The sequence below is a fragment of the Erwinia phyllosphaerae genome (assembly GCF_019132875.1).
Lineage (GTDB): Bacteria > Pseudomonadota > Gammaproteobacteria > Enterobacterales > Enterobacteriaceae > Erwinia > Erwinia phyllosphaerae.
On record NZ_JAHSPF010000010.1, the window covers coordinates 80,938 to 99,833 of the forward strand.

14 protein-coding genes are annotated in these 18,896 nt (G+C 55.7%); 9 read left to right on the forward strand and 5 right to left on the reverse strand.

Annotated elements, in window-relative coordinates; all coding sequences use genetic code 11:
- Positions 1-224 precede the first annotated feature (224 nt).
- Positions 225-1,838, forward strand: a complete 1,614-nt coding sequence (gene pckA / locus KUE00_RS17050) for a phosphoenolpyruvate carboxykinase (ATP) (protein ID WP_246761162.1) — start codon at positions 225-227, stop codon at positions 1,836-1,838.
- A gap of 546 nt (positions 1,839-2,384) precedes the next feature.
- On the opposite strand, the gene envZ is transcribed toward pckA, so the two are convergent.
- A complete protein-coding gene (gene envZ / locus KUE00_RS17055) occupies positions 2,385-3,734 on the reverse strand; it encodes a two-component system sensor histidine kinase EnvZ (RefSeq protein WP_246761164.1) in 1,350 nt (449 codons plus the stop codon).
- Entirely contained in the window at positions 3,731-4,450 is a 720-nt protein-coding gene (gene ompR, locus KUE00_RS17060) for an osmolarity response regulator transcription factor OmpR (RefSeq protein WP_001157751.1), read from the reverse strand. The genes envZ and ompR overlap by 4 nt, the downstream gene beginning before the upstream one ends.
- Before the next feature lie 291 nt (positions 4,451-4,741).
- On the opposite strand from ompR, the gene greB reads away from it, so the two are divergent.
- From greB to KUE00_RS17085, 5 genes are all read left to right on the forward strand, one after another.
- Positions 4,742-5,221, forward strand: coding sequence for a transcription elongation factor GreB (gene greB / locus KUE00_RS17065; RefSeq protein WP_246761166.1), 480 nt, complete (start codon positions 4,742-4,744; stop codon positions 5,219-5,221).
- A gap of 85 nt (positions 5,222-5,306) precedes the next feature.
- Positions 5,307-7,622, forward strand: coding sequence for a Tex family protein (locus tag KUE00_RS17070; RefSeq protein WP_343215892.1), 2,316 nt, complete (start codon positions 5,307-5,309; stop codon positions 7,620-7,622).
- Positions 7,623-7,824: 202 nt separating this feature from the next.
- The gene (locus tag KUE00_RS17075) at positions 7,825-8,049 is read left to right on the forward strand and encodes a FeoA domain-containing protein (RefSeq protein ID WP_246761170.1); all 225 of its coding nucleotides are present in this window, start codon (positions 7,825-7,827) and stop codon (positions 8,047-8,049) included.
- A 13-nt stretch (positions 8,050-8,062) separates the two neighbouring features.
- Positions 8,063-10,357 (forward strand): Fe(2+) transporter permease subunit FeoB, encoded by a 2,295-nt coding sequence (feoB, locus tag KUE00_RS17080; RefSeq protein WP_246761171.1) that lies wholly within the window; start codon positions 8,063-8,065, stop codon positions 10,355-10,357.
- Between the two features lie 96 nt (positions 10,358-10,453).
- Entirely contained in the window at positions 10,454-12,160 is a 1,707-nt protein-coding gene (locus KUE00_RS17085; RefSeq protein ID WP_246761173.1) for an alpha-amylase family glycosyl hydrolase, read from the forward strand.
- A 22-nt stretch (positions 12,161-12,182) separates the two neighbouring features.
- On the opposite strand, the gene KUE00_RS17090 is transcribed toward KUE00_RS17085, so the two are convergent.
- The gene (locus KUE00_RS17090) at positions 12,183-12,449 is read right to left on the reverse strand and encodes a YdgH/BhsA/McbA family protein (protein ID WP_246761175.1); all 267 of its coding nucleotides are present in this window, start codon (positions 12,447-12,449) and stop codon (positions 12,183-12,185) included.
- A 149-nt stretch (positions 12,450-12,598) separates the two neighbouring features.
- The gene (bioH, locus tag KUE00_RS17095; protein WP_246761178.1) at positions 12,599-13,375 is read right to left on the reverse strand and encodes a pimeloyl-ACP methyl ester esterase BioH; all 777 of its coding nucleotides are present in this window, start codon (positions 13,373-13,375) and stop codon (positions 12,599-12,601) included.
- 34 nt (positions 13,376-13,409) lie between these two features.
- Between bioH and gntX the strand changes: the two genes are divergently transcribed.
- The 3 genes from gntX to KUE00_RS17110 all read left to right on the forward strand — a co-directional run bounded on the left by gntX (position 13,410) and on the right by KUE00_RS17110 (position 16,727).
- A complete protein-coding gene (gntX, locus tag KUE00_RS17100; RefSeq protein ID WP_246761180.1) occupies positions 13,410-14,090 on the forward strand; it encodes a DNA utilization protein GntX in 681 nt (226 codons plus the stop codon).
- A gap of 59 nt (positions 14,091-14,149) precedes the next feature.
- Positions 14,150-14,725, forward strand: a complete 576-nt coding sequence (gene nfuA / locus KUE00_RS17105; RefSeq protein ID WP_246761182.1) for a Fe-S biogenesis protein NfuA — start codon at positions 14,150-14,152, stop codon at positions 14,723-14,725.
- A 217-nt stretch (positions 14,726-14,942) separates the two neighbouring features.
- Positions 14,943-16,727 carry a tannase/feruloyl esterase family alpha/beta hydrolase gene (locus KUE00_RS17110; protein WP_425523590.1) on the forward strand — a complete coding sequence of 595 codons (1,785 nt, stop codon included), beginning with the start codon at positions 14,943-14,945 and terminating at the stop codon, positions 16,725-16,727.
- Between the two features lie 87 nt (positions 16,728-16,814).
- On the opposite strand, the gene malQ is transcribed toward KUE00_RS17110, so the two are convergent.
- Positions 16,815-18,893 (reverse strand): 4-alpha-glucanotransferase, encoded by a 2,079-nt coding sequence (gene malQ / locus KUE00_RS17115; RefSeq protein ID WP_246761184.1) that lies wholly within the window; start codon positions 18,891-18,893, stop codon positions 16,815-16,817.
- Positions 18,894-18,896 lie beyond the last annotated feature (3 nt).

Genomic DNA, 18,896 nt, shown 5'->3' on the forward strand with positions numbered 1-18,896 from the left:
TATCTTTTTAAACCCGTATTGGAACGAATACGCTGAGGCGTTATTAATCGTTTCACGCGCTGCCTCTCATTTCTGTTGCCTGCCCCTTCACCTCAGGTTTCACGCGTGTAAACTGCGCGCGATCGTTATTTACACTTTATTAAGGATTTGCTAACCATCAGGGTTAATGAAACGTTATTCTCTGTTCATCTGCAGCAAAACCGAAAAGACAAAGGAGCAGTAACATGCGTGACCTGACCCCGCAGGATCTCGTCGAATATGGCATTACAGACGCGGTTGAAGTTATTTACAACCCCGATTTCGACACGCTGTATCAGGAAGAAACACGTCCCGAGCTAAGCGGCTTCGAGCGCGGCACCCTTACGCAATCCGGCGCGATTGCCGTCGATACCGGCATTTTTACCGGCCGTTCGCCAAAAGATAAATATATCGTTCGTGATGACACGACTCGCGACACGCTATGGTGGAGCGACCAGGGTAAGGGCAAAAACGACAACCAGCCGCTGTCGCCTGAAGTCTGGCAGCAGCTTAAATCGCTGGTAACGACGCAGCTTTCCGGCAAGCGTCTGTTTGTGGTCGACGCCTGGTGTGGTGCCAACCCCGACACGCGACTGAGCGTGCGCTTCATTACGGAAGTCGCCTGGCAGGCACACTTCGTTAAAAACATGTTTATCCGTCCGGAAGACGCCGATCTCGACAGCTTTGTGCCTGACTTTGTGGTGATGAACGGCGCGAAATGCACTAACCCGGACTGGCAGCAGCAGGGCCTGCATTCTGAGAACTTCGTGGCCTTTAACCTGACCGAGCGTATTCAGCTGATCGGCGGGACCTGGTACGGCGGCGAGATGAAAAAAGGTCTGTTCGCCATCATGAACTACCTGCTGCCGCTGAAAGGCATCGCTTCTATGCACTGCTCCGCAAACGTTGGCGTAGAGGGTGACGTCGCCGTTTTCTTTGGTCTTTCCGGCACCGGTAAAACCACGCTTTCCACCGATCCTCATCGCCAGCTTATTGGCGATGACGAGCACGGCTGGGATGACGACGGCGTGTTTAACTTTGAAGGCGGCTGCTATGCCAAAACCATCAAGCTGTCCGAGCAGGCCGAGCCGGAGATCTATCACGCTATCCGTCGCGACGCGCTGCTGGAAAACGTGGTGGTTCGCGCTGACGGTTCGGTCGATTATGATGACGGCAGCAAGACCGAGAATACCCGCGTCTCCTACCCGATTTACCATATCGACAACATCGTTAAGCCGGTTTCAAAAGCGGGCCACGCACGTAAGGTCATTTTCCTGACCGCTGATGCGTTTGGCGTGTTGCCGCCCGTTTCTCGCCTGACGCCAGACCAGACGCAGTATCACTTCCTGTCGGGCTTTACCGCCAAGCTGGCCGGGACGGAGCGCGGCGTAACCGAGCCGACGCCTACTTTCTCTGCCTGCTTTGGCGCGGCGTTCCTGACGCTTCACCCGACGCAGTATGCGGAAGTACTGGTAAAACGCATGGCCGCAGCGGGCGCGGAAGCGTATCTGGTCAATACCGGCTGGAACGGCAGCGGCAAACGTATTTCGCTGAAGGATACGCGCGCGATTATCAATGCGATTCTGAACGGCGAGCTTTCCAGTGCGGAAACGGTAACGCTACCGATCTTTAACCTGGCGATGCCGCTTGCCCTGCCGGGCGTTGACAGCGCGATCCTCGATCCGCGCAACACCTATGCAGACGCCGCGCAGTGGCAAGAGAAAGCGCAGGATCTGGCGAAGCTGTTTATCACTAACTTTGATAAATACACCGATACGCCAGCCGGCGCAGCCCTGGTCCCGGCCGGGCCGCAGCTGTAACAGCAAAATTGTTCAAAGCGAGGTTTTGCACAAGCTTATACAACATCAGGTGGCGTTCAGGCCAGTGAATAGCTGCAGAGGCCAAAAAGCTACGGTGTGGCTGCAAAAAATGCCGGCACGCATGGACCGTATAAGTTTGTCAGCAGCCTAAAGCCGGTGACTCCACCGGCTTTTTATTATTAGCTTTACGATAATTTTATCCTTCACGCATTCCGATCTTCATGTTTCTAAAACTTATTAAGCTTTGTTATCGCTGGCACAATAAGTTTTTTATTTTTCTTACCTGTGGCTAAAGCGGCTTTTCTTTTTCTCTGTACTTTTAAACACACCCTGACCATGAAAGTTTTTCACTTTCCGCAATCAACTCGCAGAAATGTTTACTAAAAAGTACCGGTTATTTTAATTTCAAAACCCCGAATATCGCGGCGGCAGGCTTGTTTATTAAATAAATTAAAAAAGCGATGGGTAAGAGATGGGCGTAAAAGTAAAACCTAAAGTACTTTCCGGCCATAAGCATAAAAGCCTTAGCCGGAAAGTTTTTAATATTCAGCCGGTAGTCGTAGGCGGCGCCATATTAGCCGGCAGCGGGAGGTAAGCACGGATGCGCAGCCCGCCCCGCTCGCTTTCACCGATTTCCAGCGACCCCTGGTGCGCATCGATAATACGCTGCACTATCGCCAGGCCAAGACCGGTGCCGCTGGTGCTGCGCGCGCTGTCACCGCGCACGAAAGGCTGTAGCAGATGCTTAAGCTGTTCGGGCTGAATACCGGGACCGTCATCTTCAACCTGAAACCAGGCGCGCTGCAGTTCGCTACCGCTGCTGACCTTGATCCAGCCGTTGCCATAGCGCGCCGCATTGACCACCAGATTGGCAAGCGCGCGTTTAATCGACAGCGGATTGATATCCAGCATCAGTTCGGCCGGCATTACGGCGTTTTCGATTTCCCGCTCGTAGCCGCTTTCCGCTGCCACTACTTCGCCCAGCACGCCGTTTAAGTCTGCGCGCTCGGTCTGCATCTCCTGGCCGGTACGCAGATAATCGATAAACTGTTCGATAATGGCGTTGCACTCTTCGATATCTTTATTGATCGACTCCGCCAGATAGCCATCTTCCTGCGCCATCATCTCCGTTGCCAGGCGGATACGCGTCAGCGGCGTGCGTAAATCGTGGCTGACGCCCGCCATCAGTAGCGTACGGTCATCGGCCAGCTGCTTCACGCCTGCGGCCATCTGGTTAAAAGCGCGGGTCACCGAACGCACTTCGGAAGCGCCATATTCACGCAGCGGCGGCGGAATAATGCCTTTTCCCACCTGTAGCGCGGCATGCTCCAGCTCCACCAGCGGCCGGTTTTGAATGCGGATAAACAGCCACGCGCCACCTATCGCTAACAGCATAATCGCCAGCGTGTAGCGGAACAGCGGCGAAAAGTCGCCCTGGTGAATTTCGGTGAGGGGTACACGCACCCAGATATCCGGCGACAGCCAGGTTTTCAGCCAGACCACCGGCGAATTTTTGTTCACCTCGACGCGCACGTCGGTTGGGCCACCGAGCTGCTGCGCCATCTGCTGGCTGAGGAATTCGTAATGTTGCGCCCAGCGTAATCCGCTCTCTTCCGCCGCCGCGTTGGTATACAGTGAAATACCCAGCTCGCGATAAATTTCGCGACGAAACGCCGGCGGCACCTCAAGCTGCGTGCCGTCTTCCAGCTGTAACCTGTCGGTCATCAGCATCCGCACCTCATACGCCAGCACCTTATTGAACTGCTGCAGGCTGGGCAGAATGGCAAAATTCAGCACCACCAGATAGGTTGTCACCAGGCTGACAAACAGCAGAGTGACAATCAGCAGCAGCGTGCGGGCAAAGGAACTGCGTGGAGAGAAGCGGATTCGCCTCATGCTTTACTGCCGTCCGGTACGAAAACGTAGCCCAGGCCCCACACGGTCTGGATATAGCGTGGATGGGCCGGGTCTTCTTCTACCATGCGGCGCAGGCGAGAGATCTGCACGTCGATAGAGCGTTCCATGGCGCTGTACTCGCGGCCACGCGCCAGGTTCATCAGCTTATCGCGGGAGAGCGGCTCGCGCGGATGGCTGACCAGCGCTTTCAGGACGGCAAATTCGCCGCTGGTTAACGGCATTGGCTCATCTTCGCGGAACATTTCGCGCGTGCCCAGGTTCAGCTTAAATTTGCCAAAAGCGATAACCGCTTCTTCCTGCGAAGGCGCGCCCGGCAGTTCATTAGCCTGACGACGCAGCACGGCACGGATACGGGCCAGCAGTTCGCGCGGGTTGAACGGTTTTGGAATATAGTCATCCGCGCCAATTTCCAGGCCAACGATACGGTCAACTTCTTCCCCTTTCGCCGTCACCATAATAATCGGCATCGGGTTACTCTGGCTGCGTAAACGGCGACAGATAGAAAGGCCGTCTTCGCCCGGCAGCATCAGATCCAGCACCATCAGATGAAAGGATTCGCGGGTTAACAGGCGATCCATTTGTTCAGCGTTCGCCACGCTGCGTACCTGGAAGCCCTGCTCGGTCAGATAACGCTCCAGCAGCGCGCGTAAACGCATATCGTCATCCACGACCAGGATTTTGTAGTTTTCTTGCATTTCGATACTCCCAAAGGCGCTATTGCCTGAGCCATTATTCTTAAAAAAGATGCCTGAATGTAACAGCCAATAATGGTTTATATTCTAGCCCAAATTGTTACAAAGCATATTAAACAGCAGCTTATCTTTAATTTCTCAGCGAAACTACGTGGCCGAATGTGGCCTTTGCTGGCCGAATAGTGATGACAAACAAACAGTAACGGAGGTCCGGAAAAAAGAGCAAGGTATTTGCATCGCTGGCCGGGCCGCAACAAAATAGCGCCTGCACTCCCATCCAAGAGACAGATAACGATGAAAACCAAGCTGATCACCCGCGAAGGTTACGACAAGCTGAAGGCCGAACTGGACTTTCTCTGGCGAATCGATCGGCCGGAAGTGACGAAAAAAGTGACCTGGGCCGCCAGCCTCGGCGACCGCAGCGAAAACGCCGACTATCAGTACAACAAAAAACGCCTGCGCGAAATTGACCGCCGCGTGCGTTATCTCACTAAGTGTCTTGAGCAGCTGCGTATTGTGGACTATTCGCCGCAGCAGGAAGGCAAAGTGTTTTTCGGTGCCTGGGTAGAAATTGAAAACGACGACGGCGAAACCAAACGCTTTCGCATCGTTGGCTACGATGAGATCTTTGGTCGTAAAGACTATATCTCTATCGACTCGCCGATGGCCCGCGCGCTGCTGAAAAAAGAGCCTGGCGATCTGGCGGTTGTCCAGACGCCCGTTGGCGAAGCGAGCTGGTATGTGAATACCATCGACTACGTTAAAGAATCCTAATCGGCGCAGCCCGGAAGGCCACAAGCTGGCATTTCCCGGCTGCAATCCGTATAACTGTCCGCCAGTTTAAGCCAGAAAGTAACCCATTATGAAAGATTCGCTGAGCCGCATAATTGCAAGTGAGCTGCAGGCGCGAGCAGAACAGGTTGATGCCGCTGTTCGCCTGCTGGATGAAGGAAACACCGTGCCGTTTATCGCACGCTACCGCAAGGAAGTGACCGGCGGCCTGGACGATACCCAGCTGCGCCAGCTGGAGACGCGTCTGGGCTATCTCCGCGAGCTAGCCGATCGCCGCGAGGCGATTCTGAAATCGATTGGCGACCAGGGCAAGCTGACCGACGAGCTGGCCAGCGCCATTGGTAATACCTTAAGCAAAACCGAACTTGAAGATCTCTATCTGCCTTACAAGCAAAAACGGCGCACGCGCGGTCAGATAGCTATCGAAGCGGGTCTTCAGCCGCTGGCCGATACGCTGTGGCAGGATCCGTCCCACGAACCGGAGCAGCTTGCCGCGGGCTTTATCGACGCCGGGAAAGGCGTAGCCGACAGCAAAGCCGCGCTGGATGGCGCTCGCTATATTTTGATGGAGCGTTTTGCCGAGGACGCCTCGCTGCTGGCAAAAGTCCGCGACTATCTGTGGAAAAATGCGCACCTGACTTCGCGCGTGGTGGCTGGCAAAGAAGAGGAAGGCGCGAAATTCCGCGACTACTTCGATCATCACGAAGCGCTGGCTACCGTCCCTTCACACCGCGCGCTGGCTATGTTCCGCGGCCGTAATGAAGGCTTTTTACAGCTTGCGCTGAACCCCGATCCGCAGTTTGACGAACCGCCGCGCGAAAGCCACGGTGAACAGATTATTACCGACCATCTCGGCCTGCGCCTGAACAATGCTCCGGCTGACGGCTGGCGCAAAGCGGTAGTGAGCTGGACATGGCGCATCAAAGTGCTGCTGCACCTTGAGACCGAGCTGATGGGCACCGTGCGCGAACGCGCAGAAGATGAAGCCATAAATGTTTTCGCCCGTAACCTGCACGATTTGCTGATGGCTGCGCCTGCGGGTATGCGCGCGACGATGGGCCTCGATCCTGGCCTGCGTACCGGCGTTAAGGTGGCCGTGGTAGATGCAACCGGCAAGCTGGTGGCTACCGACACCGTCTATCCCCACACCGGACAGGCTGCCAAAGCCGCCGCTGCCGTTGCCGCGCTGTGCACAAAGCACCAGGTTGAGCTGGTGGCCATCGGCAACGGTACCGCCTCACGCGAGACCGAACGTTTCTATCTGGACGTGCAGAAACAGTTCCCGCAGGTAAAAGGCCAGAAAGTGATCGTCAGCGAGGCGGGCGCTTCGGTTTATTCCGCTTCCGAGCTGGCCGCGCTGGAGTTCCCGGATCTGGACGTCTCGCTACGCGGAGCGGTTTCTATCGCCCGTCGCTTACAGGACCCGCTCTCTGAACTGGTGAAGATCGATCCAAAATCCATCGGCGTAGGCCAGTATCAGCACGACGTCAGCCAGAGCCAGCTGGCGAAAAAGCTGGATGCGGTGGTGGAAGACTGCGTAAACGGCGTGGGGGTGGATTTGAATACTGCTTCCGTGCCGCTGCTGACCCGCGTGGCGGGCCTGAGCAAAATGATGGCGCAGAATATCGTGGCCTGGCGCGACGAAAATGGCCGCTTCCAGAATCGTCAGCAGCTGTTAAAAGTCAGCCGCCTGGGGCCAAAAGCCTTTGAGCAGTGCGCGGGCTTCCTGCGGATTAGCCAGGGCGACAACCCGCTGGATGCTTCTACCGTGCACCCGGAGACCTATCCGGTGGTAGAACGTATTCTTGCCGCCACCGAGCAGGCGCTGAGCGATCTGATGGGCAACTCAACCACGCTGCGCAACCTGCGTGCGGTCGATTTTACCGACGAGAAGTTCGGCGTTCCGACGGTCAGCGATATCATTAAAGAGCTGGAAAAACCGGGTCGCGATCCGCGCCCCGAGTTTAAAACCGCCCAGTTTGCCGAAGGCGTTGAGACGATGAACGACCTGCTGCCGGGTATGGTGCTGGAAGGGTCGGTGACCAATGTGACCAACTTTGGCGCTTTCGTCGATATCGGCGTGCATCAGGATGGCCTGGTGCATATCTCTTCGCTGGCCGACAAGTTCGTGGACGATCCACACAAGGTAGTGAAGGCTGGCGATATCGTTAAGGTGAAGGTGATGGAAGTCGATTTGCAACGTAAGCGTATCGCGCTGACCATGCGTCTTGACGAACAGCCGGGTGAAACCAACGCTCGCCGCGGTGCCGGCCGCGACAATAACCGTCCGGCACAGAACAAGGCCCGCCCTCGTCCTGCTGCCCAGCCTGCGGGCAACAGCGCGATGGGCGATGCGCTGGCCGCCGCTTTCGGTAAAAAATAAGCCCTCAGCGAGCGGGGAAGATCCTCCGCTCGCCTCTCCCTTTATTGCCAGATTCTTCCAGTTACCTTCCTGAACTTTCCGCTTACTTTCCTGTTCCTCTCGCCTGACGCAATCTTGTTCTGCATCAACAATAGTAAGAAGCATTCTCATTATAATCACGCCGGTCAATTATCACGGCACGGCATGCTGCCAGGGTGGTTATATGCAACTCATTTCCAGTAAACGCTATAAAATTGTCGATTTCTCTCCCGCCATTAGCCCGGTTTTCCGGCAGAAACTGTTGTTGCAGGGGCTACGGCCAGGCGCCGAGTTTCGCATCACCGCTATCGCGCCGTTTGGCGGCCCCGTTAAAATAGAAAACGGTTACGCCAGCCTGGCGCTGCGACGTAAAGATCTCTCCTTCTTCCAGCTTGACTGCCTGACCTGAAACGAGCGTAACCATGAAAACCTTAACTATTGGCCTTATCGGCAACCCTAACGCGGGTAAAACCACGTTGTTTAATCAGCTGACCGGGGCCAGGCAGCACGTGGGCAACTGGGCTGGCGTTACCGTCGAGCGCAAAGAGGGGATTTTTTCTACCGCGCAGCACAAGGTACGGCTGGTTGATTTACCGGGCACCTATTCGCTGACCACGGTTTCTGAGCAAACCTCGCTGGATGAGCAGATCGCCTGTCGTTATATTCTGAGCGGCGAAGCGGACCTGCTGATAAACGTGGTGGACGCCAGCAATTTGGCCCGCAACCTTTATCTGACGCTACAGCTGCGCGAGCTGGGCGTGCCCTGCATCGTCGCGTTAAATATGCTGGATATTGCCGAAAGCCAGCACAAACAAATTGATGTGGATCGCCTGGCCGCCGGGCTTGGCTGCCCGGTGATCCCGCTGATTTCTAATCGCGGAAAAGGCATCGATCGGCTCAAAGCGGCCGTCGACGACTACAGCAGCCAGTCGGGCCCGCTGCCGGTAACCTATCCTGAAGAGATTGAAAGCCAGGCCGCTACGCTGCAGGCCGCCATGCTGGATCGGCTGCCCGTTGCGCAGCGCCGCTGGCTGGCGATCCAGATGCTGGAAGGCGATATCTGGTGCCGTGCGCAGGCTGGCGATGCCGCGGCGCTCCTGATTGATCAGGCCAGTGCGCCGCTGCACATTACTCAGGCGCGCTACGCCGCTATTGCACGGCTGTGCCAGCACGCGGTGGTAATGGGTGATGCAACGCCGCACCGCCTTTCCGCCCGACTGGACGCGCTGGTGCTGAACCGCTGGCTGGGTATACCGATCTTCCTGATGGTGGTCTACCTGATGTTCTTTCTTGCCATCAATCTGGGCGGCGCGCTTCAGCCGCTGTTTGAGCAAGGCTCTGCCGCGCTCTTTATTGACGGCATGCAGTGGCTGGGCGCAACGCTGCATTTCCCGTCCATCCTGACGCTGTTTCTGGCGCAGGGAATTGGCGGAGGTATCAACACCGTGATGCCGCTGATCCCGCAAATCGGCCTGATGTACCTGTTTCTGGCCTTTATGGAAGATTCTGGCTATATGGCCCGCGCCGCTTTCGTGGTGGACAGGCTAATGCAGGCACTGGGCCTGCCCGGCAAGTCCTTCGTGCCGCTGATTGTCGGCTTTGGCTGCAATGTCCCGGCGGTAATGGGAACGCGAACGCTCGACGCACCGCGCGAACGCCTGATGACGCTGTTAATGGCACCTTTTATGTCGTGCGGCGCCCGCCTGGCTATTTTTGCCGTGTTCGCCGCGGCCTTCTTTGGCAACGGCGGCGCGCTGGTGGTGTTTAGTCTTTATCTGCTGGGGATCGTGGCGGCTATCGTCACTGGCCTGGTGTTAAAACATACGCTGCTGCGCGGTGAGGCTGCGCCCTTTATGATGGAAATGCCGACGTGGCACGTGCCGCACCTGAAAAGCCTCTGCCTGCAAACCTGGCAACGCCTGAAAAGCTTTGTGCTGCGCGCGGGTAAGGTCATCGTGGTGGTCAGTATTCTTATTGGCGGCCTGAATAGCTTTTCCTTTAGCGGCCAGCCGGTTTCCAGCATTAACGACTCGGCGCTGGCAACCGTCAGCCGTCAGCTCACGCCGCTGCTGAATCCGATTGGCGTGGATAACGATAACTGGCAGGCGACGGTTGGCCTGGTCACCGGCGCAATGGCGAAAGAGGTGGTTATCGGCACGCTGAACACGCTTTACACCGCCGAAGCGCTGCATGAAGAAGCCTTTGACGCAGAGAATTTTAATCTGCTGGCCGAGCTGGAAGACGCGGTCACGCAAACCTGGCAAGGCGTAAAAGAGGCCTTTCAGCTGAGCGTCCTGCTGCATCCGCTGGAGGCCAGTAAAGGCGACGGCAATATGGCCAGCGGCGCAATGGGCGTGATGCACACGAAATTTTCCAGCGATATCGCCGCTTACAGCTACCTGATTTTTGTGCTGCTGTACGTACCTTGCGTCTCGGTGATGGGCGCGGTCGCGCGGGAAAGCAGCACTCGCTGGATGTTGTTCTCTAATTTCTGGGGGCTAAACCTGGCTTATTCGCTGGCCACGCTGTTTTACCAGCTGGCTACCTTCAGCAGCCATCCCCAGTCAAGCGCGTTTACGCTGCTGGCGGTCGCGCTGTTCAATCTGCTGTTGTGGATAGTAATGAAAAATATTACGTTGACGCCGGAAAGGCTGGCGGTACAAACCCTCCGCGTTAATGGCTGCGCGGGTTGCAGTAAAAAGGGACGCTGCCATTAACCGGCGAGCCGCCGCATGAAGTTGCGATTTTGCTTCAAAGGTCTACAGTGAAAACTAACGTGGCTGTAAACCAATGCGGTGGCTCACTGAACAAAAATGGAAATTATCAATAACTTAATCGATAAGATCTATGGAACCTTTCCTGCCGACTGCCTGAAGCGGCTGACGGATGCTATCAGGGAAACGCAGCAGGCGCTCAGCTACCGGCGTAAAGCGCACTGGGATGAGAAAGACGTGGTGCTGATTACCTATGCCGATCAGTTCCGCGAGAGCGAAGCGCCCACGCTGCAAACCTTTTCTCGCTTCTATCAACAGCATCTACAGTGTTTTAACCTGGTTCATCTGCTGCCCTTTTTCCCCTACTCTTCCGACGACGGCTTTTCCGTTATTGATTACCACCGCGTTAACGCTATCTGCGGCGAATGGTCCGACGTGGCGGAGCTGCATCAGCATACGCGGCTGATGTTTGATTTTGTCTGCAACCATATCTCTGCCCATAGCGCCTGGTTTAAACACTATCTGGCGCAGGATCCGGGCTGGGACGATTTCTTTATCAGCATGCCGCCGGGTACGGATCTGAGTGCGGTAACGCGGCCAAGAACCTCTCCGCTGCTGACGCCTTTTACGCTGGCAAACGGCGAAACGCGCTTTATCTGGACGACTTTTAGCGCCGATCAAATCGATCTGAACTTTGCCAGAGCGGAAGTGCTGCTGAATATGGTTAAGGTCCTGCTGGATTATCTGACGAAAGGCGCGGATTACATCCGGCTGGATGCGGTTGGCTATATGTGGAAAACACCCGGCACCTCGTGTATCCATCTGGAGAAAACCCACCAGCTGGTTAAGCTGTTTCGCGCTATTGCTGACGAGGTCGCACCCGGCACGGTGATTATCACTGAAACCAACGTGCCGCATAAAGATAACATCAGCTATTTTGGCAACGGTCACGATGAAGCGCAGATGGTTTATCAGTTCTCGCTGCCGCCGCTGCTGCTGCACGCTATTCATTACGGCTCTTCACGCGCGTTGAAAAAATGGGCCGCCTCGCTGGATGCCGGCAACGGCGCAACGACCTGGTTTAATTTCCTGGCTTCACACGACGGCATTGGGCTGAATCCACTGCGCGGCATCCTGCCGGAAACGGAGATAGTCTCGCTGGTCAGGGACCTGGCGCTGGAAGGGGCATTAATTTCCTATAAAAATAATCCCGACGGCACCAGTAGCCCTTACGAAATTAACGTGACCTATATGGATGCGTTAAATAAGAAAGAGGACAGTGACGATACGCGGTTCCAGCGCTTTATGCTGGCGCACGCGGTCCTGCTGGCTTTTCCGGGCGTGCCAGCCATCTATATTCAAAGCATTTTAGGATCGCGCAACGATATGGAAGGCGTCAAAGTTGCCGGCCATAACCGGGCCATTAACCGCGAAAAATATGCCATCAGCGAGATTGAGGCGGCGCTTAGCGATACGCGTTCTTTACGCCATAAGGTTTATCACGGCCTTAGCCAGCTTATACAGTTGAGAACCCGCCAGCCCGCTTTTCATCCCGATAATCCTGTGGAAGTGCTGGAAAGCGATAACTCGCTGTTTATTTTACGCCGGAAATCCGCAAAGGCGCATGAACAGGTGCTGTGCATCTTTAATCTGAGCGGCAAAGAGGTGACGTACAGGCTGCCGGACGAGCGGCTCTATCGCGATATTGCCGGGAACAGCATTTTCGACAGCAATCACCCGCTAACGCTGCCACCGTGGCACTATCTGTGGTTGAAGAATGCTGGGGAGAAACAGCAGGCAGAATAATTTCTGCCTGCCGGGCTAAAGCTTATTTATAAACGTCGGCAATCGCGCTGAACTTGCCGTGCTCGCGGCCGGCGATAATCAGATAATATTTACCGCCCTTTTCATCCGCCAGCTTAGACAGTACGTGTTTAGCGTCCATTGGCGAGGTCGTTTCCGCCGTGGTGTGCACCGTACCAATTTTTTCCAGCTTCATGTTTTTAACTTCTTCTTTGGTCACTTCTTTTGCCGCCAGCGCAGCAAAAGGCAGTGACATTGCCAGCACAGCAACAGCCATAGTTTTCAGTTTCATCAGAGACACTCCGCGTTAGTTTTATTTTAATCCGCCGCTGCCTTCGACTATAGGGTGTGGTAAAGCCAGTCCCACTCAGAGGTAAGCAAGGTCAGCGTCCCCGATAATTATTATCGCTAACCAATAATTCGCCAGTTTTCAGCGGAAAATTACCGCGGCAATTCCAGGTCAAAATCAAGCAGTTGCTGGCAGAAGTCTTCGGGATGCGAAATAAAAGGCGCGTGCGCGGCTTTCTCAATAATGACCGAGCTGCTCTGCGGCCACTGTTCATCCAGCAGCGAAGCTATTTTGCGCGGAACCAGACCATCCAGCGCGCCGTATATCCGCAGCAGCGGGACGGCCAGCCCCTGCATTTTTTCTCGCAGATCGACCGTGCGTAAAATTTCCAGGCCACCCTGTAAAACACTCACTTCCGGCGCAGGCAGAGAAAGCACCACGCTTTTCAGCTGGCGCGCATCCTGCCTTGCCGTTGTGGTACCCAGCGTTTGCAGCGCCAGAAAACGCTCGACGGTACGCTGAAAATCTTCGCTCAGCTGCTGCTGGAAGTTGCTTAACGTTTCGGGCTTGATGCCGGGCCACTCTTCCTGCGCGGTAAAGCAGGGTGAAGACGCGACGGTGATCAGACCGCGAACGCGCTGCGGATGCTGTAGTGCAAGAGAGCTGGCAACCAGGCCGCCCAGCGACCAGCCGAGCCAGACCGCTTGTGCAGGCGCAAACGGCAGCAGATTAGCGACCATCTCTTCCACGCTCATCGCCGGAAAACCCTCGCTGCGGCCATAGCCCGGCAGGTCCACCAGGTGCAGACGAAAATGCGGGCTGAGTCGCGCGACGACGTTTTGCCATACACCCGCGTTCAGACCCCATCCGTGCAGCATCACAAGATCGCGATCTCCCGTGCCGATTGTCTGCCAGTAAAGCTGCGCCATCTTTTATTATCCTGTTTTGGTCATGGAGGACGCTATGCTATCAATGCCCGCCGCCTGTTGGCTATGCCAGATGCCGCTGGCGCTTGCCCATCACGGTATCTGTAGCTATTGTCTGCGCACGTTATCGCGCCCGCGTTGCTGTCCGCGCTGCGGTATGCCTTCGCTTTATCCCGAGGCTGAATGCGGACGCTGCCTGCGCCATCCGCCGTCGTGGCAGCAGCTGGTATTTGTCACCGACTGGCAGCCGCCGCTGCAAAATCAGATCTGCCAGCTGAAGTTTTTTCACAAGACAGCACATTCGGCGATGCTGGCGCGGCTAGTTTTGCTAACCTGGTTAACGGCGCACCGTGAACGACGGCTGGTGCGGCCCGATCTGCTGTTGTGCGTGCCGCTGCATCATAGCCGTGCCTGGCGGCGCGGTTATAATCAGCTGGAGGAGCTGGCTCGTTATCTGGCGCACTGGCTGGCTTGCCCTTACCACCCTGCCGGACTATGCCGAAAAAAGCGGACGGCCGTGCAGCATTTTTTGACTGCGCGAGCCAGGCGCCGCAACCTGCGCGGCGCGTTCAGGGTTGAAAGCGAGGTCAAAGGGCGGCATATCGCTTTACTGGACGACGTCGTGACCACCGGCAGCACCGTGGAAGAGATTAGCCGTATCCTGCTGGCCGCCGGTGCCGCCAGCGTGCAGGTTCTGTGCCTTTGCCGCACCTTGTAGAGCGTCGGCGATGAGCGTAAAATAAACCCACTAATTTAGTCAACTATTGAGCAATCGCCATGATCCGAATTACTGATTCTGCGCAAGAGCACTTTGCAAAACTGCTGTCCAAACAGGAAGAAGGCACCCAGATTCGCGTATTCGTTATCAATCCGGGTACGCCTGGTGCGGAATGCGGCGTTTCTTACTGCCCACCCGATGCGGTAGAAGCCACGGATACCGAGCTGAAGTTTGAAAAACTTACCGCTTACGTTGACGCGCTGAGCGCGCCTTATCTTGAAGAGGCGGAAATCGACTTTGTTACCGACAACCTGGGTTCCCAGCTGACGCTGAAAGCCCCTAACGCCAAAATGCGTAAGGTGAGCGACGACGCGCCGCTGATTGAGCGCGTAGAGTATCAGCTACAGGCCACGATTAACCCGCAGCTGGCCAGCCACGGCGGTAAAGTTTCGCTGATGGAGATTACCGAAGACGGCTTCGCTATTCTGCAGTTTGGCGGCGGCTGTAATGGCTGTTCAATGGTTGATGTGACGCTGAAAGAAGGCATCGAAAAAGAGCTGCTGGCGACCTTCCCGGAGCTGAAAGGCGTGCGCGATTTAACCGAGCACCAGCGTGGCGAGCACTCGTTCTACTAAGCGGTTAATAGCAACAGCCGGGCGGCCGTGAACCGCCCGGCTTTTTTATGGCTATAAATGCCCTGAAACAGAAAAAGGCAGGATGGCGAACGCCCGATGCCGGTCAAATGCTTCAACCCTGTCGTTAAGATAGTGAAAAGCCGCTCTGGAGACTTTCGCGATTCACTATAATTCGCCCTGACTAATTTAAACGGATTAAAAAACAGGAATCGATAAGGTGAACAGGGTTTTAACCAGAGTCTTTCAGTGGGCAATAGCCACGGGCATTATGCTAATTGCCGCCCAGGCTACCGCTGCCGATAATTTACCAACCGTGAAGCCGGTTATGGACTGTAGCCAGTTAAGTTCCGTCAACCTGAGCAATAAAATTGGCGGGAAAGTCACTATTAATTCTGCGGCCCCGCTGAAAACTGCTGAGGGAAGCTTTTGTCAGGTAAAAGCGACCATCGCGCCTTCGATTGGTATCGAAGTTGCGCTGCCACAACAGCAGTGGACGCAGCGTTTTCTTCAGGTGGGATGCGGCGGATTATGTGGAGAAATCAACCTTAGCCCGACCAACGTCAGCGGCTGCGCACCAGCCACGCAGGGCGAGTTCGTGGTTGCCGCAACCGACATGGGCCACAGCGGCAGCATGATGGATGCCAGCTGGGCTGAAGATCCGCAAAAACGCATCGATTTTGCTTATCGCGCCAATCACCTCACAGCCCTGCTGGCGAAAGCTCTGATCCAGACTTACTACGGCCAGACGCAGAAGTATGCCTATTTTATGGGTTGTTCCGATGGCGGACGTGAAGCGCTGATGGAAGCGCAGCGTTTCCCGGACGACTTTGATGGTATTACCGCAGGCGCTTCAGCCGCCTTTTTCCAGTTCCAGAATTCATTTTTCCACGGCTGGGACGTGGTCGCTAATCAGCGTGCGGACGGCTCAGCGATTCTGTTGCAGGACCGCCTGCCCATTCTTCATCGTGCGGTACTGGCGCACTGTCCGACTCTTTCTGGCATCAACGATGGATTACTGGCCAATCCGTATGCCTGCACCTTCTCACCAAAGTGGGTTAACACCTGCGCGGCAAATCAGACGGATAAATCGAACTGCCTGACAGCAGAAGAAATCAGCGTCGTGGAAAAACTCTATCGCGGTGCCTCAGACAGCGAAGGCAATCAGTTTGTTGTCGCCGGTCTACCGCTCGGATCTGAGCTGCGCTGGCCGGTTCCGGCTACCGCTAACGGTCACTCTATGGCGGAAACGATGGCATTGCCCGCGCTGCAATCGGTATTGCTACCGGGCGGGAAACAAAACATTACTACCCTGCACGATTTCCCGTTGAACAGACAAAACTTTGCGGCGGTTGCACAGCTGGCTCCGCTGTATAACGCGGCCAATACCAATCTCAGCGGTTTTATGAAGCGAGGCGGTAAACTGATTATGTGGCACGGCCTTGCTGATGATTCCGTTAGTCCGGCCTTTTCCATCGCTTACTATCGTGGCGTGCAGGCCTATCTTGGCGAGAAATCTACAGAGCAATTTCTTCGTCTGTTCCTGCTGCCGGGCGTAGGCCACTGCGGCGGCGGGGAAGGATTAGATCAGGTTAATCTGCTTTCACCACTGATGGCGTGGACCGAGCAAAATCATGCGCCTGAAAAACTGATTGCGGGCAAATCAGCCGTTGCTGAGCCGACCGCAGGCATGCCCGCAAAGCCGCAGAGTAAAACGTCAGAAGTGGGAAAAGATGCGGAAGCCCATTTCCACGGCGTACTGCGCGTAAGCTCGCCGGTCGCTGTCGCAATGCCGACGTTGAAAGCTACGCGTCCCGTATTCCCTTATCCTTATATTGCGAAATATAACGGGAAAGGATCGCCTGACAGCGCAGAAAATTACGTGCCCATAAAATCAGCCGCCTTTGACAGGCTGGTGGTCGGTAAACCGGCCAGCGATTTTATCGGCCCGAATAACCAGAAAAATTATGTTGTAGACGGTAAGACGTTAAAGGCTCAGCCATAAGGCGTGCCGTTTTTTGTATTTTTCACATAAAAAACCGGCTTATCAGGCCGGTTTTTTTTATTTTTAAGCTGGTATCACCAGGACGGCCTACGCTTTTTTCTCCGCTTTACGCCGACGGTTGACCTCTTTTAACAGCAGATTGACCTGGGTATCGGCAAACATCTCCTCCAGCGTTTTGCTTAGCTTGCGTCGCCAGTTGGGATACTGATCCGTTGTGCCCGGCACGTTAACCGGCCTGTCCATATCCAGTAAGTCTTCCGGCTGCAGTCCCAGCAGGGCGCTGTTGCTGTCGGCCAGAAAACGGTGCATGCCCCGATTAAGCTGCGGCGACATTTTAACCAGGCTGGCTTTTTTGCCGCTGTTCTTCGGCACGCAGCCGTAACGGTGCAGCGCTTCCAGCAGCGCCTGCTTTTGCCGCGCCCTGTCCTGATACAGGCTGTGCAGCACAACCTTGTCCGGATAAAGTCCTAAAACTTCCCCCATCTCCAGGTCGACCGCGTTCCAGAAACCGCGCAGCGTTGGCAGATCGTGCGTGGTGGCGCTGGCCATCGACTGCCTTACCCATTTGGCTGGCGGACGATAGCGGTCGTGGCTTTCCTGCTCAAAATAGAGCACCTTCCACGAATAGATGCCGCACTCGCGAAGTTTAGAAATAATTTCCGCCGGCACCGTCCCTAAGTCTTCACCGATCACCATGCACTGATTACGCTGGCTTTCCAGCGCCAGAATCGCCATCAGATCGTCAACCGGGTAGTAAACGTAGGCGCCAAAGTTGGCCGTTTCACCATAAGGGATCCACCACAGGCGCAGCAGCGACATGACGTGATCGATACGCAGCGCGCCGCAGCTCATCATGTTGGCCCGCAGCAAATCGATAAACGGCTGATAGCTTCGCGCCGTCATGATATGCGGATCCATCGGCGGCAGGCCCCAGTTTTGTCCCAGCGGGCCCAGCACGTCCGGCGGTGCGCCGACCGAAACATCCATACAGTACAGCTCTCTGTCGCTCCAGGTTTCCGCGCCGCCTTCCGCCACGCCAACGGCCAGATCGCGATACAGCCCTATCGGCATGCCGCGCTGCTGGCTTTCCTGCCAGCATTCGTCAAACTGCCGGTTTGCCAGCCACTGCATCCACAGCCAGAAATGCACTTCGTCTTCATTTTGCTGGCAAAACTGTTTTACCGCTTCGCCGTGCGCTTCGCGCAGGTTTTCCGGCCACACCGGCCAGCCCCAGTAATCTTCATTCTCTTTCAGCATTGCACCGTGCAGCGCATCGAAAGCGGCCTGCCAGTAAAGGCTCTCGCCGCCCTTCTCTACAAATGCGGCAAAGTGCGCGCGGCTGGGATGGTCTTCCTGGTGCTGGCTAAAGCGCTGCCAGGCGTAGCGTAGGGCAAATATCTTCAGCTCGCCGACCACGCCATAGTCTACCCACTCCTCTTCCCTTGCCTGCTTTAGCCGACGTTGAATCGCCTGGCCGCGCAGCCAGCGCTGGCCTTCTTTGCTTTCCTGAAACTCCGGCACCGCATTAACGTCGATATAGAGTACGTTGAGCCAGCGCCGCGAGGAGGGGCTGTAAGGACTGGCGTTAGTCGGACTGGCCGGATAAAGCGAATGAATGGGATTAAGGCCGATAAAGGCGCCGCCGCGATCGGCCACTTCCGCCAGCATACGTTTTAAATCACTAAAATCGCCGATGCCCCAGTTATGTTCCGAACGCACCGTGTAAAGCTGTACGCAAGCTCCCCAGAGCTTTTTATCCTGACGCAGCGGTTCCGGCTCGTAGCAGCGTTTAGGCGCCACGATAATCCGGCACTGCCACTCTTTTTTGGTCTGGCGCAGCGACAGCTGATGGTAGCCATAGGCCAGCGAAGACGGCAGCGTAACCGATTCGCCAGCGCTCACCTCGCCCTGGTATTCACGTCCCTTTTCCGTAATAAGCCGCCACTGGTAGCTGCCTTTACCGCCTACCTCCAGCTGCATAGTGCGTTTACGCCGGAAGACCTTGCACGGCGGCACCGGGCCTGGCTTATCGCGCTTTGTGGACATTGCCGCCAGCAGACGCTGACGGATATCCATGGAGATCTCTTCCTGTTCGCCTTTTGCATTAACATAACGGGCGGCGATACCTGCCGCCGCCGCTGCCTGTTCAAACTTCTTTTTATCCATTGC

Excerpts from the sequence above, each read along its gene's own strand:
- feoB (WP_246761171.1), top strand. The coding sequence starts at position 8,063 with ATGAAAACCTTAACTATTGGCCTTATCGGCAACCCTAACGCGGGTAAA.
- envZ (WP_246761164.1), bottom strand. The coding sequence starts at position 3,734 with ATGAGGCGAATCCGCTTCTCTCCACGCAGTTCCTTTGCCCGCACGCTG.
- nfuA (WP_246761182.1), top strand. The coding sequence starts at position 14,150 with ATGATCCGAATTACTGATTCTGCGCAAGAGCACTTTGCAAAACTGCTG.
- ompR (WP_001157751.1), bottom strand. The coding sequence starts at position 4,450 with ATGCAAGAAAACTACAAAATCCTGGTCGTGGATGACGATATGCGTTTA.
- KUE00_RS17075 (WP_246761170.1), top strand. The coding sequence starts at position 7,825 with ATGCAACTCATTTCCAGTAAACGCTATAAAATTGTCGATTTCTCTCCC.
- malQ (WP_246761184.1), bottom strand. The coding sequence starts at position 18,893 with ATGGATAAAAAGAAGTTTGAACAGGCAGCGGCGGCGGCAGGTATCGCC.
- bioH (WP_246761178.1), bottom strand. The coding sequence starts at position 13,375 with ATGGCGCAGCTTTACTGGCAGACAATCGGCACGGGAGATCGCGATCTT.
- greB (WP_246761166.1), top strand. The coding sequence starts at position 4,742 with ATGAAAACCAAGCTGATCACCCGCGAAGGTTACGACAAGCTGAAGGCC.
- gntX (WP_246761180.1), top strand. The coding sequence starts at position 13,410 with ATGCTATCAATGCCCGCCGCCTGTTGGCTATGCCAGATGCCGCTGGCG.
- KUE00_RS17090 (WP_246761175.1), bottom strand. The coding sequence starts at position 12,449 with ATGAAACTGAAAACTATGGCTGTTGCTGTGCTGGCAATGTCACTGCCT.
- pckA (WP_246761162.1), top strand. The coding sequence starts at position 225 with ATGCGTGACCTGACCCCGCAGGATCTCGTCGAATATGGCATTACAGAC.
- KUE00_RS17085 (WP_246761173.1), top strand. The coding sequence starts at position 10,454 with ATGGAAATTATCAATAACTTAATCGATAAGATCTATGGAACCTTTCCT.